Source organism: Chelatococcus composti, assembly GCF_014201415.1.
Classification (GTDB): domain Bacteria; phylum Pseudomonadota; class Alphaproteobacteria; order Rhizobiales; family Beijerinckiaceae; genus Chelatococcus_A; species Chelatococcus_A composti.
In genome coordinates this window covers 152,289-168,171 of sequence record NZ_JACHEH010000003.1, presented here as the reverse complement: position 1 = coordinate 168,171, position 15,883 = coordinate 152,289, and the positions used below count along the sequence as shown (strand labels likewise).

Sequence of the window (15,883 nt, the reverse complement as noted above, 5' to 3'; positions counted from 1 at the left end):
GATGGGAAGCGGGCGCCCCACCCGGAGCGCCCGCACGAAGGCTAAGCGGTCACAGGCATTTTCTCAACGGCCGAGACCGGCGAGCCGCTCGAGCGCACCGTCGAGCGTCGCGTCCTTCTTGGCGAAGCAGAAGCGCACCACGTTGCGCACCGGGTTCTCGTGATAGAAGGCGCTGACGGGGATGGCGGCAACGCCCCGCTCGGCGACAAGCCGCTTGCAGAAGGCGACGTCGTCCTCCTCCCCCAGGGGAGCGATGTCGATGTTGACGAAATAGGTGCCCTCGCTCGGCAGCACGCTGAGGCCGAGGCTCCGCAGCCCCTGGGTGAAACGGTCGCGGCTGCGGGCGAAGTCACGCCGCATGCCCTCGAAATACGCCATCTCCTTGCCGAGGCCGTAGGCGACTGCGCTCTGCAGGTTGGGCGGTGTCGTGAAGGTAAGGAACTGGTGCGCCTTGGCGAGCACCCTGAGGATGTCCGGCGCCGCCGAGACGAAGCCCACCTTCCAGCCCGTGAGCGAGAAGATCTTGCCGGCCGAGCCTATCTTGACGCACCGCTCGCGCATGCCGGGCAGGCTCATCAGCGGCACGTGCCGGCGCCCGTCGAAGACGATGTGCTCCCACACCTCATCGCAGATGGCGATGGCACCGAAACGCTCGCAGAAGCTGGCAAGCAGCGCGAGATCCTCGCGGCCATAGACGACGGAGGGATTGAGCGGGTTGTTGAAGAGGACGACCTTGGTGCGCGGCGAGAAGGCGGCAGCGAGCGCCTCCTCGGTCAGTCGCCAGTGCGGCGGCGTCAGCGTCACGAAGCGCGGCACGCCGCCCGCCCGGCGCACCAGCGGCAGATAGGCGTCATACATGGGCTGGAAGAGGACGACCTCGTCACCCGGCTCGATGAGGGCGAAGAGCGCACCCGCGATGGCCTCCGTCGCGCCGGAGGTGATCATCACCTCGCTTTCGGCATCGAGGTCGAGCCCCTGATGCAGCGCATAGTGCTCGGCGACCGCCTTGCGCAGCTCGGGCAGGCCGAGCATCGGCGGATACTGGTTCCAGCCGTTGACCACGGCATCGGCGGCCCTGGCGCGCACGTCCTCCGGTCCCGGATCGTCAGGGAAGCCCTGCCCGAGATTGATTGCCCCGGCCTCGCGCGCCAAGCGCGACATCACCTCGAAGACCGTCGTCGGCAATCCTGCCAGCACTGAATTCATCGTTCGTCCTCGTGATAGGCGGCGGCACCCAGCCCGTTGTGCGCGCCGAGGTATGCCACAGCTCGCCGGGGCGCGTCATTGCCCGAAAGCAGAGCGTCCACCGCCGCTCCCCGGCGCCGCGGGACTCATGATGTGCGCTAGCGCACTTCGCGATCGGACGGTCTGTGTCGTGCACAGTGACGGAAATTGACATTCATCAGTCATCATCTACCGTGGCCTCTGCCAGTCCGGGGGCGTGGCACGTGGTCCGCTCTCGGTGCCCCCCGATCCACGGGTTCCGCCCCCGGCCGGCACCCCATGGAGCCCAGGACCGATGCAGCAGCCCTCGTTGGAGCCGGCCGCCGTCCGCCCCTTCCGCCCGTTGGCGCTCGTCGCCGCAGCCGCCTGCCTTGCCCTTGGCCTGGCGGGCTGCACAGACAGCGCGGCAGAGCAGGAGGCGAAGCCGGACCGGCCAGTGCTCGTCACCAAGGTGCATTTCGAGGACATCGTTCCCGAGCGGACATTCGTCGCGACCATCAGGCCGCGGGTCGAGAGCGACATCGGCTTCCGGGTCGGCGGCAAGGTCGCCCGCCGGCTGGTGCAGGTGGGCGACAAGGTCACGCCGGGCACGCCGCTCGCCGAACTCGACGCGACGGACCTGCGCCTGCAGGCCGAACAGGCCGAGGCCGAGCTCCACGCGGCCCGCACGGCGCTCGCCCAGGCCGAGGCCGAGGAAAAGCGCAGCACCGAGCTTCGCCGCCGCGGCTGGGCCTCCGAAGCCGCCTTCGACCGGCAGAAGGCCGCCGCTGCCGAGGCCCGCTCGCGCCTTGCCCGCGCTGAGCGTTCGGTGGAGCTGACCCGCAACAACCTCTCCTACGCCACCCTGACCGCCGACACGGACGGTGTCGTCACCGCCACCCTGGTCGAGCCCGGCCAGGTGGTCGCCGCAGGCCAGACCGCCATCCGCGTCGCTCGGCTCGGCGAGAAGGAGGCGATCGTCGCCGTGCCGGAGACGCTGCTGGCGCGCGTGCGCCAGGGCGAGGCGACCGTAACCCTCTGGTCCGACCCCGACCGGCGCTATGCGGCCCGCCTGCGCGAGCTCTCCCCGGCGGCGGACCCGACAACCCGCACCTATCTCGCCCGCTTCAGCATGCCCGACGCCGGCGACGAGGTGGCGTTCGGCATGAGCGCGACGCTCACCGTCAGGGGCGGCACCGGCGAGAAGGCTGCCCGCCTGCCGCTGTCGGCGCTGTTCAACCAGGGCTCTGGCCCCGCGCTGTGGGTGGTGGACCGCGAGACGGGTTCCGTCGCCCTCAAGCCGGTGACCGTCGCCCGCTACGACGCGCGCGAGGTGCTGGTCACGGGCGGCGTCGAGGAAGGCGACGAGGTCGTGGCGCTCGGCGTGCAGAAACTCGACCCGGCGCAGAAGGTCCGCGTCGTCGAGGCCCTCGCCTACTGAAACTGCCCGACAGCCGAAGATCCGATCCGGAGAGCTTTCCGCCAAAGGTCGCCACCATGCAGCGCTTCAACCTTTCGCACTGGGCGGTGACCCATCAGGCGCTGGTGCTCTTCTTCATCATCGTGCTCGCCGTCGGCGGCACGATCTCCTACCTGCGCCTCGGCCGTGCGGAGGACCCGTCCTTCACCATCAAGGTCGCCGTCGTCACCGCCATGTGGCCGGGCGCGACCGCCACCGAGATGCAGGCCCAGGTGGCCGACCGCATCGAGAAGAAGCTGCAGGAGCTGCCCTACTTCGACAAGGTGCAGACCTACACCAAGCCGTCGTTCACGGCGATGCAGGTGAGCTTCCGTGACAACACGCCGGCGCGCGAGGTGCCCGAGCTCTTCTACCAGCTGCGCAAGAAGCTGGGCGACCTGAGAAGCGAGCTGCCGGACGACCTCATCGGCCCCAACGTCAACGACGAGTACGGCGACGTCGATTCGGTGCTCTACATGATCACCGGCGACGGACTCGACTACGCGCAGATGAAACGCGTCGCCGAGGCGATGCGCCAGCACCTGCTCAAGGTGCCCAACGTCACCAAGGTCAATCTCTACGGCGTGCAGGACGAGAAGATCTTCGTCGAGTTCAGCCACGCCCGCCTCGCGACGCTCGGCCTGTCGCCGCAGGCGATCTTCGATTCGCTGCAGAAGCAGAACGCGGTGACGCCGGCCGGCACGGTCGAGACCAGCGCCCAGCGCATCCCCCTGCGCGTCACCGGCGCGCTCGACGGTGCCCGCGCCGTGGCCGAGACGCCGGTGGAGGCAAACGGCCGCACCTTCCGCCTCGGCGACATCGCCCAGGTGACGCGCGGCTTCGAAGACCCGTCCGACTATCTCGTGCGCCAGCGCGGCAAGCCGGCTCTCGGCGTCGGCGTCGTCATGGCCAAGGGCGGCAACATCCTCAAGCTCGGCGAGGACCTCGAGGAGGCGATGGCGCGCTTCACCGCCTCCCTGCCGCAGGGCATCGACATCGAGCGCATCGCCGACCAGCCGCATGTGGTCCAGGGCGCCGTCGGTGAGTTCATCAAGGTCTTCGCCGAAGCGCTCGGCATCGTGCTTCTCGTCAGCTTCATCTCGCTGGGCTGGCGGACGGGCATTGTCGTCGCGCTGTCAGTGCCGCTGGTGCTCGCCGTCGTCTTCATCGTGATGTACGCAATCGGGCTCGACCTGCACCGCATCACGCTCGGCGCCCTCATCATCGCCCTCGGCCTGCTCGTCGACGACGCGATCATCGCCATCGAGATGATGGTGGTGAAGATGGAGCAGGGCTGGGACCGCGTGAAGGCAGCCTCCTTCGCCTGGACCTCGACCGCCTTCCCCATGCTCACCGGCACGCTGGTGACGGCGGCCGGCTTCCTGCCGATCGGCTTCGCCAACTCGGCGGTCGGCGAATATGCGGGCGGCATCTTCTGGGTCGTCGCCATCGCGCTCGTGGCGTCGTGGTTTGTCGCCGTGATCTTCACGCCCTATCTCGGCCTGAAGCTGCTGCCGGACTTCGCAGCCAAGATGGCGCAGAAGCACGGTCACAGCATCCACGACGACCCCAACGCCATCTACCATACGCCGCTCTACGAACGGTTCCGGGCTGTCGTGCGCTTCTGCGTGCGCTGGCGGGGGCTCACCATCATCGCGACCGTCCTCATCTTCGTGGCCTCCATCATCGGCTTCGGGCGCGTGCAGCAGCAGTTCTTCCCGCTCTCAGAGCGGCCGGAACTCTTCTTCCAGATGCGCCTGCCCGAGGGCACGGCCATCGGCGTCACCGAAGCGACGGCGAAGGAGGCCGAAAAGCTGCTCGAGGGCGACGACGATGTGGCGACCTACACAACCTACATCGGCCAGGGCTCGCCGCGCTTCTGGCTCGGCCTCAACCCGCAGCTGCCGAACGAGGCCTTTGCCGAGATCGTCATCGTGGCCAAGGGCGTGGAGGCGCGCGAGCGCATCAAGGCTCGCATCGAGAAGGCCGTTGCGGAAGGCGCGCTGTCGCAGGCACGCGTGCGTGTGGACCGTTTCAACTTCGGCCCGCCCGTCGGCTTCCCAGTCCAGTTCCGCATCGTGGGGCCCGATCCGGACACCGTGCGCCGCATCGCCTACGAGGTGCGCGACGTGATGCGTGCCAACCCCAACGTTATCGATCCGCACCTCGACTGGAACGAGAAGACGCCCTCGATCTCGCTCTCCGTCGACCAAGAGCGCGCCCGCGCGCTTGGCCTCAACGTGGCCGACATCGCCCAGGCGCTGCAGACGCTCATCTCCGGCGTGCCGGTGACGGTCGTGCGCGACGGCACCGAGCGCGTCCAGGTGGTGGCCCGCGCCGTAGCCAGCGAGCGCCTGGACCTCGCCCGCCTGCCCGACCTCACCATCACCAGCCGCGGCGGCATCGCCGTGCCGCTCGCCCAGGTGGCGCGCATCGACTACGGCCACGAGGAACCCATCCTGTGGCGGCGCAACCGCGACATGGCGATCACCGCCCGGGCAGACATCGTCGACGGCGTGCAGGCGCCCGACGTGACCAACCAGATCTGGCCGGCCCTGAAGGAGATCCGCGACAGGCTCGAGCCCGGCTACCGCATCGAGATCGGCGGCGCCATCGAGGAATCGCAGAAGGGCAACGCCTCAATCTTCGCGCTCTTCCCGATCATGGTGATCGTCATGCTGACGATCCTCATGATCCAGCTGCAGAGCTTCTCGCGCCTCATTCTCGTCTTCCTGACGGCGCCACTTGGCATCATCGGCGCCTCGCTTGCCCTCAACGTCTTCGATCGGCCCTTCGGCTTCGTCGCGCTGCTCGGCCTCATCGCGCTTGCCGGCATGATCATGCGCAACACGGTCATTCTCGTGGACCAGATCGAGGCCGACGTCGCGAGCGGCCTGACGCGGCGCGAGGCCATCGTGGAAGCGACGGTGCGCCGGGCGCGGCCAGTGATCCTGACGGCGCTGGCGGCGATCCTCGCCATGATCCCGCTGTCGCGCTCCGCCTTCTGGGGGCCGATGGCCATCACCATCATGGGCGGGCTGTTCGTTGCCACCTTCCTCACCCTGCTCTTCCTGCCCGCGCTCTATGCCCTGTGGTTCCGCAAGCGCCTCGACGAGCGCGGCAGCAGCGAGGAGAAGCCACCGGCCGCGGAGGCACAAGGCACGCTGCCGCTGCCTGTCGCGGCGGAATAGCGGACGGGCGATCCGGGGAAGCGTCCTACGGCTCGGCCACCCGCCCGCCCGTCATCGGCTGCGGCACGCCCGTCGTCGTGGGGAAGCTGATCGGCAGGCCCCGCAGGCGCCGCACGGCCAGGAAGGCGAAACACTCCGCCTCCACGGCGTCGCCGCGCCATCCTGCCTCTTCCGCCATCACGGTCACGACGCGCGCCCGCTCCGTGATGGCCGCGACGAGAGCCGGGTTCCGCCGCCCGCCGCCGCAGAGCACGAGCCTGTCCGGTCGCCGCGGCAGCAGATCGAGCCCGCACCCGACGGCAGCGGCAGTGAAAGCGGTCAGCGTCGCCGCCCCGTCCTCCAGCGTCAGGCCGTCCGCCATCGCGGCCGTGAAATCGTAGCGGTCGAGCGACTTCGGATAGGGTGCAGCAAGATAGGGATGCGCGAGAAGCCGCGCGAGCCGCGTCTCGTCCACCCGGCCGCGCTGCGCCGCGGCGCCGTCCACGTCCATCTCGCCGGCGCCGTGCTGCTTCATCCAGTCGTTGAGCGGGCCGTTGGCCGGGCCGGTGTCGAAGGCGACAAGTGCGTCACCGCCGCCCCACCAGGTAACGTTCGCCACCCCGCCAAGGTTGAGCACGGCTGCCTCCGGGCCGAGCCCGCCGCGCCTGAGCAGGGCGGCGTGATAGCTCGCCGCCAGCGGCGCGCCCTGCCCGCCGGCACGCACATCGGCCGTGCGGAAGTCGAAGACCACGGGCACGCCGAGCATGCGCGCCATCAGCGCGCCGTCGCCGAGCTGGCGGGTGTCGCCCAGCCGTCCCGGCTGCGGCGCCCGGTGCAGCACGGTCTGGCCATGGAAGCCGACGGCCGCCACCTCCGCCGCAGAAAGGCCGTGGCGGGCCATGAAGGCCTTCACCGCCTCGGCCTGCGCGCGGGTGAGCGCCACCTCCGCCTCGGCCATGATCGCCGGCTCCGGGCCGGTGAAGTTCCATGCGCGCGCCGCTTCCACCGCCTGCGGCAGCAGGGCGCGCACCGCCTCGGGATAGGGCGCGAGCTCACAGGGGCCGAGCGCATCGATGCGCTCGCCATCGGTGCGCACCGCGGCGATGTCGATCTGCCCGTCGAGGGCGGTCCCCGTCATCAGGCCGATGGCCCAGACCGGCTTCGCGTCCATTCTCGCCCCTTCCCTGCTCGGCTTGCGTCGGCGGCCGTGCGCGGCCCGCCGGATCCTGCTTTTGCCCTGCCCGGCGCCGTCCTGTCCATGCCGCCGCCCTGCCGGCGCTGAGACCGGCGCCGCGAATGCTCACATCACCAGGGTCAGGCGTTTGGCCGCACGGGTGATGCCGGTGTAGAGCCAGCGGCTGCGATGTTCGCGGAAGGCGAAGGATTCGTCGAAGAGCACGACCTCTTCCCACTGGGAGCCCTGCGCCTTGTGGACGGTGAGCGCATAGCCGTAGGTGAACTCGTCGAACTCGCGCCGCATCTGCGGCGTCAGCTCCTCCTCCCGCCCGTCGAAGAACTCCTGCGGCACCGAGACCTTGACGACGTGGCGCGCGTCCTCCTCGGACTGCACGCGCATCGTCACCACCTTCTTTTTCGAACGCGAGGTGGCAAATTCCTTGACGAGCCAGGTGCCGCCGTTGAGCAGGCCCTTCTGCTTGTTGTTGCGCAGGCAGACCAGTTTCTCGCCAGCCGCCGGCATCGCGTCCCGGAACCCCATGAGGTTGCGGATGCGATTGTTGTAGGCCCGGCGCGTGCGGTTGAGGCCGACGAGTACCTGGTCGGCGCGCATGACGGTCTCGGCATCGATGTCGCGCTTGCCGATGATGCGGCTCTCGCCATAGGTGCCGTGCGGCAGACTCTCGCCCTCGCGCACGGCCATCGACATGCGGATGATGGGGTTGTCGCGCGCCTGCCGGTGCACCTCCGTCAGCATCACGTCGGGCTCTGCGTCGGTGAAGAAGCCCCCGCCCTTGACAGGCGGCAGCTGCGCCGGGTCCCCCAGCACCAGCACCGGCGTGCCGAAGGACAGAAGATCCCGGCCGAGTTCCTCGTCCACCATCGAGCACTCGTCGATGACGATGAGCGCGGCCTTCGCCGCGGGGCTTTCCCGGTTGAGGACGAAGGTCGGGCTTTCGCCCTCGCTCTCTCGTGCGCGGTAGATGAGACTGTGCAGGGTCGCGGCGCCGGGGCAGCCCTTGGCCCGCAGCACAGAGGCTGCCTTGCCCGTGAAGGCGCCGAAGATCACGTCCCCGTCCACGCCCTCGGCCAGGTGGCGGGCCAGCGTCGTCTTGCCCGTGCCGGCATAGCCGAACAGGCGGAAGACCTGGGTGTCCCTGCGGCGCAGCCAGGCGGCGACGGCGGCGAGCGCGTCGTCCTGTTGCGGCGACCAAGCCATGGCAGCATCCTTCCTTCCGTCGGCGTCAGCCCGGGCCGCGGCGCATGGCCGCCGCATTCCGGGCTTTTCTGGTCATACTGGATCGTGCTGATTCGCAACCGGGACGTGACCCATGCGCCCTGCCCGCCTGCCGTTGCTGCTTCTCCTTTCCGCCCTCGCGCTGGCAGCCGCGCCCCTTGCGTCCGCCCGGGCGCAGGAGAATGCCCGCGAGGAGGCGGCGCGCCGCGCAGCCGCCCTGAAGTCCCTGCCGCAGAACGCCGCCAAGCGCTTCTTCGGCACGCAGACGACCCCAGCCCCGTTGCCCGCCCGTGCCATCGGCTTCTATTCGCGCGGCTGCCTGGCCGGGGCTCGGGCGCTGCCCATCGACGGCGAGACCTGGCAGGTGATGCGCACCTCGCGCAACCGCAACTGGGGCCATCCGGCGCTCATTGCCTTCCTCGAGCATTTCGCGTCCCGCGTGCCGCAGATCAACGGCTGGCCGGGCCTGCTCGTCGGCGACATCTCGCAGCCGCGCGGCGGGCCGATGCTGACCGGGCACGCCTCCCACCAGATCGGCCTCGATGCCGACGTGTGGCTGACGCCGATGCCGTCGCGCCGCCTCTCCCTCGCCGAGAGGGAGGAGATCCCCGCCACCAATGTCGTCGCCCGCGACTGGAACGACATCGACCCCGCCGTCTGGACAAAGGCGCACACGGCGCTCATCCGCGCCGTGGCGAAGGAGCCGGCGGTGGAACGCGTCTTCGTCAACCCCGCCATCAAGAAGGCCCTCTGCCGGGAGGCGGGGCAGGACCGGGCCTGGCTCTCCCGTGTCAGGCCGACCTACGGCCACAACTACCACTTCCACATCCGCCTCGCCTGTCCGCGCGGCGAGAAGGACTGTCGCCCGCAGACGCCGCCGCCGAAGGGCGACGGCTGCGGCAAGGAGCTCGACTGGTGGTTCTCCGACGAGGCCCGCAACCCGAAGCCGACGCCTCCCGCCCCGCCGCTGACGCTGGACGACCTGCCGGCCGCCTGCCGCACGGTCCTGGTGGCGCGATGAGGCTCAGAAGATCGAAAAGGCAGCGGCCAGTTCCCGCAGCGCCAGCAGCGAGATGATGATCCCGACCGCGACCATCAGCGGCTCCGGCCGGACGCGCTTGACGAGATAGCCTGCCAGCGGCGCCGCCAGCACGCCGCCGGCGATGAGGCCGGCCACGCTCCAGAGGTGCGCGCCGCCGAGCTGGCCGAAGAACGTCGCCGAAACGGCCCCCGTGACGAAGAACTCCGAGGTGTTGACGGAGCCGATGACCTTGCGCGGCGCATGGCCGGAGCCGATCAGCGTCGAGGTGACCATCGGCCCCCATCCGCCGCCGCCGATGGCGTCAAGGAAGCCGCCGACCAGGCCAAGCGGCGCAGCACCCGCAGGCGACACGTCAGTGCCCCGCGCCGAGCGCGCGACGCGCAGCAGGATGAGCCCGCCCATGACGAGAAGATAGGCGGCGACGAAGGGCCGGATGGCGCTGCCATCCACGTTGGACAGGACGAAGGCGCCGAGGCTGCCACCCGCCGCCCCCGCGAGCGCAAGCCGTACGAGCAGGCGCCGGTCGACATTGCCGTGCGCCAGGTGCGACATGCCGGAGACGGCCGTGGTCGCCAGCTCCGCGGTATGTGCCGCCGCGCTCGCATGGGCCGGCGGCAGGCCCAGGGCCAGCAGCGCCGATGTCGAGATGAGACCGAAAGCCATGCCGAGCGCTCCGTCGACCAGCTGGGCGCAGAAGCCGACGAGCGCAAGAAGAACGAAATCCGAGACCATGTCCCCCCGCTGCTGCCCGGCGCGGCCGTCGCCCGCCGCGCCGGCAGCACCTTACCGCAGGCGCCCATGGGCTCAACAATCCGTTAAAATACGAATACTGCGTACGGTTCCGTCTTATGCGCCGACAGCAAGCCCCGTCGGGCAGGACACGCCGGTGCCACCCAGACCACAATAGCCGCCCGGATTCTTGGCGAGATACTGCTGGTGGTAATCCTCGGCGTAGTAGAAGGGCGGCGCGTCGAGGATCTCGGTGGTGATGGGGCCGTAGCCGCGGGCGGCAAGCGCCTTGCCATAGGCCTCGCGCGAGGCGAGCGCAGCCGCCTTCTGGGCCTCGCTCGTCACATAGATGCCGGAGCGATACTGCGTGCCGATGTCATTGCCCTGGCGCATGCCCTGGGTGGGGTCGTGGCTCTCCCAGAAGACCTTGAGCAGGCTCTCGAAGGAGATGGCGGCCGGGTCGTAGACGACGAGCACCACCTCGTTGTGGCCCGTCAGGCCGCTGCACACCTCCTCATAGGTCGGGTTCGGCGTCTCGCCGCCGGCATAACCGACTGCCGTCACGTACACGCCCGGCAGCGTCCAGAAGGCCCGCTCCGCGCCCCAGAAGCAGCCGAGACCGAACAGCACCTGCTCGGTGCCCGGCGGAAACGGGCCCTTCAGCGGCCGCCCGCTGACGAAATGGCGCTCGGCCGTCGGCAGCGGCGTCGCGCGCCCCGGCAGGGCCTCGCCCGGCGCCGGCATGGTCAGGCGCTTCGTGAAACCGAACATGCGGCATCTCCCTCGCGAAACAGGCACCGCATCATGTAGGAATGCGCCGGCACCGTCACGAGGCCGCAGGCCCTCAACCTTTCGTGACGGGCCTCAGCGGTCGGTCGCAAAGCCGATGGGCTCCGGCTTGCGCCGGCCGATCCACATGGCGAGGACGCCGATGACGAGCGCCACAACCCAGGTGGGTGCCGTGAAAAGCGTGAGCAGCACCGGATCCCACAGGAAGGGATGGATATGGCGCGCCACCGCCGGCTCGATGAGCGGGAAGCTCTGCGGCAACAGCGCGAAGAGCGTCGCCCCGAGCGGCGTGAAATCGAAATGCCCGTTGGCAATGCCGCGCGTGCTGTCGATGACGAATGACACGAAGCCGGCGACGATCACCAGAAAGCCGATAACCCGCAGGACAAACCGCATCTTCCACCCGTGAACACGTGAACAAGGCCGCCGCGGCGCGTCACCGCGCCTTGCGGGAGGCCGGCGACAGACCGGCCAGGCCGGTCGGGACCGCCCGCCTGCCTCCATCTATCCACGGGCGCGCCGCTGCGTGCAATCAAATCGAAGGGATCGGTGAATTGCCGCCGGAACGCCTTGCACTCGCCGCCCGACGGGCTATATAACCCGGCCGAACCGAACGTGTCCGCCCGCCCGCCGGCGGACACAGCGGGCCCGGAGAGGTGGCCGAGTGGTTGAAGGCGCACGCCTGGAACGCGTGTATACGGGAAACCGTATCGAGGGTTCGAATCCCTCTCTCTCCGCCACCTGCCCCCGCGAAATCGTTCTCCCGATCCGGCTGCGGCCGAATTTTTGCGTTGTTTTCGAGGGTTATGCGGGAGGGGCTGTTCACCGCCTTCGGGCGCGAGCATGCGAATTCGTTCTCTTGTGCCCCGTATTCTCCGGACCTGTTAACCGCGTCATTGCGGTTAACAGGCGTAATTGGTTGATTGCAAAAGGAACTTTTGGGGCAACTTCGCGACGCGTTTGCGGAATCCGTCCGCACGGGCGACCGGAACCCGCCTCGAATCTTCGCAGTTCACAAGTGATAGTCTTGGGCAAGGGTACTGTCATAAAGGTTCTTGATTGATATCGCCGACTCGATCGCGGCGCGGACAGAGGGTTCCTTGATATCCAAAACGCGATATTGCTCGCCGACCTTGGCGATCGCGTCGATCCGGCGGAAAACGTGACCGTGCTTTTCCGCGTAGGCCGCCAGTCCTCTCAGCTTGGGAATGGCATCGCCGAACTGCGTTCCGTGAGGATCGACAATGTCCGCCGCAATTGACCCGTCCGGCAGACGCGCAAAAATGATGAAGTCTGGCCGAACGATCTTGATTTCTCCGTCGTTCTCGTATGTGACGCCCAGTGAATCCTGACTGGCACGAGATGGGTTGCGGTACCACCCAACGACATCCGGTCGTTTCAGTTCTGCCTTGATCACGTCGGCTTCCCAGGAATTGAAGTCTTCCGGAAACAGCCCGTCAGTCGCGCACATCAGGTGGCGTTCGTATCGTGGTAGAGGTGTTTCGGTCCCGTCGGCCTCTCGAATGGTCGTGGGTTGCATCCAGGACTTCGGTTCGGCCAGATCGACGTCCAGCGGATGAGCGCTCATTTCCCTAAGCTGGCGATAGACTTCCTGTCGCTCATCGGAAAGTCCCCTGATTTCGACCCGGAATCTGGTCAGCCAGTCGTTGGCCAGTTTTTCGGCCTCGTCTTCGAGATAGGTCTTCACTCCCGGCACCATTCCGATGGCCGCGATGGTGACACGTGCCTCGATCAGTGCCGCTTCCAAGTCGGCCGGATCACCCTCGGATTTCGCCAGGGCCTCACAATATGTCGTCGCAAGATCCGGGCTGAGTACACGTCCTGCCCGACGGAATGCGTCATCAATGACGGCGAAGTCAGCGGCCTCGATGAAATCGTCGAAGGACATTTCGCCGGCATCAAGATCGACACCAACGGCGATGCCCTCGACCGTAAGCACGGCCTTGCGCGCTTTCGCGATCTCTTCCTTGTAGCGCTCCCTAGCGGCATTCAGCACCTTGTGCATCTCGGCGTGAGCCTTCTTGCCGGCGCCGGGCAAAAGCCCATCCGCTGCCAATTCGTGCGCCAGGGCGGTGAGGCGCTTGACCGGCTTGGCGTGTTTCTTCGGCAAGGCCTGCGAGGGAAGCGAGGTCAGCTTGTCCCAGACTTCCTTGGGGATGGCCGGATTCGGTTTCAACTCTTCGGGATTGACGAGCACGCGGCGGCCGGGCAGCTCCTCGCCCCCGTCGCCGCCCGACATGAGCGCCTTGGCGACTTCTGTCACCGACTTCTTGTCGAAGAGCGGCAACATGCAGTCGACGGCATTGAGCCTTTCGTTGCCCGCGATGCGCCGCGCAAGGGGTGTCCGGACCATCCGGCCGAGCAGCTGGGTAATATGCGTCCTGTCGCGCGCCGGGCGGAACGACACCATCACCTCTGCCCGTGGGCAATCCCAGCCCGTGCTGATCGCATCCTTGGCGATCAGCACCCGCACCCAGGTGGATTCCTGCACGCGTTCCGGCGAGATGTAGGGAATGGAATGGCGGCCAAAGGTCTGGGTGGTGTGGTCGCCGAACACATGCGCCACGGCATCGTCGGGCAGATCCGACCAGTGTTCGTAGATCGTATCGAGCGCGCGCCCGATCTCGTCGGGGTCGGGCGTATTCGGCACCTGGAGAACCATGAGCGGCACGACAGGATCGGCATCGCCCTGTTCCGCCGCATAGGCCTCCCAGGCAGCCGTGATCTCCTTCAACTTGTCAGTTCCGCGCCGCACCAGCACCGTGTCGAACTGGCCGACCTCGTTTGGCACGTCGAGGATGATCGTATCCTTCAACAGGCCCGATGCCTGCACCTTGGCCGAATCCACCACCACGTTGGGAAGGGTCGCGCGGTCGGTCATGTCGGCCATGGCCGCGTTGAACCGCTCGACCGTCGCCGAAATCCCCAGCACCACGGGGATGCCGGGCACCGAGCCCGAGCCGTTGATCAGGCGCCTGACGATGGTCGGTTTCTCGCCGCCATTCGCGCCGCGCATGCCTCGATGCGCCTCGTCAAGAACGAGGTAGAGCGTCAGATCAGGGTCTTCGATGGTGTTCTGGATCGTGTCCCAGATCGTGAAGGCCCGCGCATCCGGCATCAGGGGCACGCCGCCTTCGGTCTCTACCCCGGCATCGTCGGGGTCATGCCCGCGCACCAGAAGGCTCGTCTTGCTCAGCTTCTGGGTGTTGAGGAAATAGACCTTCCCCGGCTCCAGCTTCTCGCGCTGAAAGGTGTTCTGGACGATCACCAGGTCCGACAGGTTCAGCCGGTCGGAGGCCTCGCGCAGGCGGAAATGGGACTGCGCATTCAGCGAGGGGTCGTCGCTGAACCAGATCACCACGGCGCCGGGGTCGGCCTCGAAATCGAAATTGTCGTCGCCGTGAAACAGCGCCTCGAACACGGCCGCGGCCATCACGGTCTTGCCGGCGCCGGTGGTCGCGGTCAGCGAAAAGGCGGTCTTGCGCCCCCGTTCGCGCCAGAACATCGCCGCGTCCTTGAGGTTTTCCAGCACATCGCGGACAGCGTCTTCCTGGTAATCCTTGAGCGTGAACTTCATGCCTCAGCGCCCCATCGAAAAGCGGAAATTGGAAAGATAGGCCTCGTAGAGCCGGATCGGCTCGACTTCCGCCGGCAGGCGCCGCGCCACGGATTGAAAGCGCCGGTCGTCATCGGTGACGACATAGGCGATCTTCAACCCTTGCGTCCCCTCGACCGCGGCACAGAATTCGGCCGCGCGGTCGAGATCGGTGAGCAGGCCATAGGTATCGGCCACCGCCCAGCCCTGTTCGGGCAGCGTGTCGATGCGCCGGCCACGGGCGCCCGCGCGCAGCCACAGCAGGGGCGCGATGCGCCGGAGCGGCCGGAGACATCTCTCGTTCTCGCGGCGATCCCTGCGCATCACGCAGCGATGAGACGTGGCGGCTTCAGGATGCCTTCCGGTGATCGGTCGTGCGGATCGGGGCGCACAACCGTGAAAACCTCACCGCTCACGGGCGGGCCGACCGTCGGCGGCGCGACGAGAACCGCGGCGGCCAGACAGGTCTGGCAGCAATCCGCAAGATTTGGGCTGCCGTCCGCATTCGCGCAGCCTGCCGATTGATCGGCGCCATGGTCGTCCGCCATGTGATGATTGGCGCAGTGGCTTGCCGTGCCGGCGGCCTGTTGCTGGTGGATGGCGTGTCCGCCGGGGCCGGCATGTACCGGGACCTGCAGAACCAGGGCGCCGATGGCAAACAGCAGGATGTAGACCGCAAACTGGCGCAATCGACAGCATTTCGCCCCGAAGGCAGCTCGCGCCCGCCCGGTCATGCGCCACCTTCCTTCCCGGCGGCACGCCGGGTCCGTGCGATGTCACGTTCACGTCGCGCGCCACCCGACGCCGCGAGACAGCCCCGCTGACGGAGGCAAGCCGCCTCGGCGAAGTGCTGTTTCGGATCATTCGCAAGCCGGGCGGTCATGTCGTCAGCCCCGTGTCAGATTTCCCGCGGACCGAGGAATCGCCCGAAGCTCCGGGTGGTCGGGCCGAACAGGAACGCTTCATAGGGCTCGGGATCGACGCCTGGAAAATCCATGCCGGGCGAGCCGGCGGGCATTCCAGGAACGGCTAGCCCTGTCGCGTCAGGCCGCTCGGCCAGAAGGCGACGGATCGCCGCGGCAGGCACATGGCCCTCGACCACATAGCCGCCCACCTCGGCGGTGTGGCACGATGCCAGTTCGACCGGCACGCCGAGCCGCTGCTTGAGGCTGTCCATGTCGGTGGTTTCCACCACCCGCACCGGGAAGCCTGCGGCCTCGATATGCGCGACCCAGCTATCGCAGCAGCCGCAGGACGGATCCTTTGTGACGCTCACCAGAGGCAGCGCTTCAGCATGCCCCCGGCCGATTGTAGACAGCAGCAGGGGAAGTGCGCCGGCAGCGGCCAGAATGGCGCGCCGGCTGATGCGGTGATCGTTTCTCATCGTCAAACCTCGCTTCATGGATTCATTGTCTCCCCGTCACGGTCCATGTGCGGCGCACAATGAGGTGAGCAGCGAATC

13 protein-coding genes and 1 tRNA gene are annotated in these 15,883 nt (G+C 67.9%); 4 read left to right on the top strand and 10 right to left on the bottom strand.

Annotated elements, in window-relative coordinates:
- Window positions 1-63: 63 nt before the first annotated feature.
- Window positions 64-1,206: an aminotransferase gene (locus HNQ73_RS07045; protein ID WP_183333650.1), complete on the bottom strand. Its 1,143-nt coding sequence runs from the start codon at window positions 1,204-1,206 to the stop codon at window positions 64-66.
- 313 nt (window positions 1,207-1,519) lie between these two features.
- On the opposite strand from HNQ73_RS07045, the gene HNQ73_RS07040 reads away from it, so the two are divergent.
- Window positions 1,520-2,644: an efflux RND transporter periplasmic adaptor subunit gene (locus HNQ73_RS07040; RefSeq protein WP_244649990.1), complete on the top strand. Its 1,125-nt coding sequence runs from the start codon at window positions 1,520-1,522 to the stop codon at window positions 2,642-2,644.
- Window positions 2,645-2,700: 56 nt separating this feature from the next.
- Window positions 2,701-5,853, top strand: coding sequence for an efflux RND transporter permease subunit (locus HNQ73_RS07035; RefSeq protein WP_183333648.1), 3,153 nt, complete (start codon window positions 2,701-2,703; stop codon window positions 5,851-5,853).
- Window positions 5,854-5,878: 25 nt separating this feature from the next.
- On the opposite strand, the gene HNQ73_RS07030 is transcribed toward HNQ73_RS07035, so the two are convergent.
- Window positions 5,879-7,003 carry an anhydro-N-acetylmuramic acid kinase gene (locus HNQ73_RS07030; RefSeq protein ID WP_183333646.1) on the bottom strand — a complete coding sequence of 375 codons (1,125 nt, stop codon included), beginning with the start codon at window positions 7,001-7,003 and terminating at the stop codon, window positions 5,879-5,881.
- A gap of 129 nt (window positions 7,004-7,132) precedes the next feature.
- The gene (locus HNQ73_RS07025; protein ID WP_183333644.1) at window positions 7,133-8,227 is read right to left on the bottom strand and encodes an ATP-dependent DNA helicase; all 1,095 of its coding nucleotides are present in this window, start codon (window positions 8,225-8,227) and stop codon (window positions 7,133-7,135) included.
- A 112-nt stretch (window positions 8,228-8,339) separates the two neighbouring features.
- Here HNQ73_RS07025 and mepA point away from each other — a divergent pair, with 112 nt between their 5' ends.
- Window positions 8,340-9,266 (top strand): penicillin-insensitive murein endopeptidase, encoded by a 927-nt coding sequence (gene mepA / locus HNQ73_RS07020; protein WP_183333642.1) that lies wholly within the window; start codon window positions 8,340-8,342, stop codon window positions 9,264-9,266.
- A gap of 3 nt (window positions 9,267-9,269) precedes the next feature.
- On the opposite strand, the gene HNQ73_RS07015 is transcribed toward mepA, so the two are convergent.
- The 3 genes from HNQ73_RS07015 to HNQ73_RS07005 form a co-directional block, all read right to left on the bottom strand.
- Window positions 9,270-10,019: a sulfite exporter TauE/SafE family protein gene (locus HNQ73_RS07015; protein ID WP_183333640.1), complete on the bottom strand. Its 750-nt coding sequence runs from the start codon at window positions 10,017-10,019 to the stop codon at window positions 9,270-9,272.
- A gap of 114 nt (window positions 10,020-10,133) precedes the next feature.
- On the bottom strand, window positions 10,134-10,787 hold the full coding sequence (msrA, locus tag HNQ73_RS07010) for a peptide-methionine (S)-S-oxide reductase MsrA (protein WP_183333638.1): 654 nt from the start codon (window positions 10,785-10,787) through the stop codon (window positions 10,134-10,136).
- A gap of 93 nt (window positions 10,788-10,880) precedes the next feature.
- Window positions 10,881-11,201, bottom strand: a complete 321-nt coding sequence (locus HNQ73_RS07005; RefSeq protein WP_183333636.1) for a hypothetical protein — start codon at window positions 11,199-11,201, stop codon at window positions 10,881-10,883.
- 254 nt (window positions 11,202-11,455) lie between these two features.
- Between HNQ73_RS07005 and HNQ73_RS07000 the strand changes: the two genes are divergently transcribed.
- Window positions 11,456-11,545: transfer RNA gene (locus HNQ73_RS07000), tRNA-Ser, on the top strand.
- 272 nt (window positions 11,546-11,817) lie between these two features.
- On the opposite strand, the gene HNQ73_RS06995 is transcribed toward HNQ73_RS07000, so the two are convergent.
- The 4 genes from HNQ73_RS06995 to HNQ73_RS06980 form a co-directional block, all read right to left on the bottom strand.
- Window positions 11,818-14,403, bottom strand: a complete 2,586-nt coding sequence (locus HNQ73_RS06995) for a DEAD/DEAH box helicase (protein ID WP_183333634.1) — start codon at window positions 14,401-14,403, stop codon at window positions 11,818-11,820.
- Between the two features lie 3 nt (window positions 14,404-14,406).
- Window positions 14,407-14,745, bottom strand: a complete 339-nt coding sequence (locus HNQ73_RS06990; protein ID WP_183333632.1) for a hypothetical protein — start codon at window positions 14,743-14,745, stop codon at window positions 14,407-14,409.
- A complete protein-coding gene (locus HNQ73_RS06985) occupies window positions 14,745-15,155 on the bottom strand; it encodes a hypothetical protein (RefSeq protein WP_183333630.1) in 411 nt (136 codons plus the stop codon). The genes HNQ73_RS06990 and HNQ73_RS06985 overlap by 1 nt, the downstream gene beginning before the upstream one ends.
- A gap of 164 nt (window positions 15,156-15,319) precedes the next feature.
- The gene (locus tag HNQ73_RS06980) at window positions 15,320-15,823 is read right to left on the bottom strand and encodes a DUF411 domain-containing protein (RefSeq protein WP_444542146.1); all 504 of its coding nucleotides are present in this window, start codon (window positions 15,821-15,823) and stop codon (window positions 15,320-15,322) included.
- Window positions 15,824-15,883 lie beyond the last annotated feature (60 nt).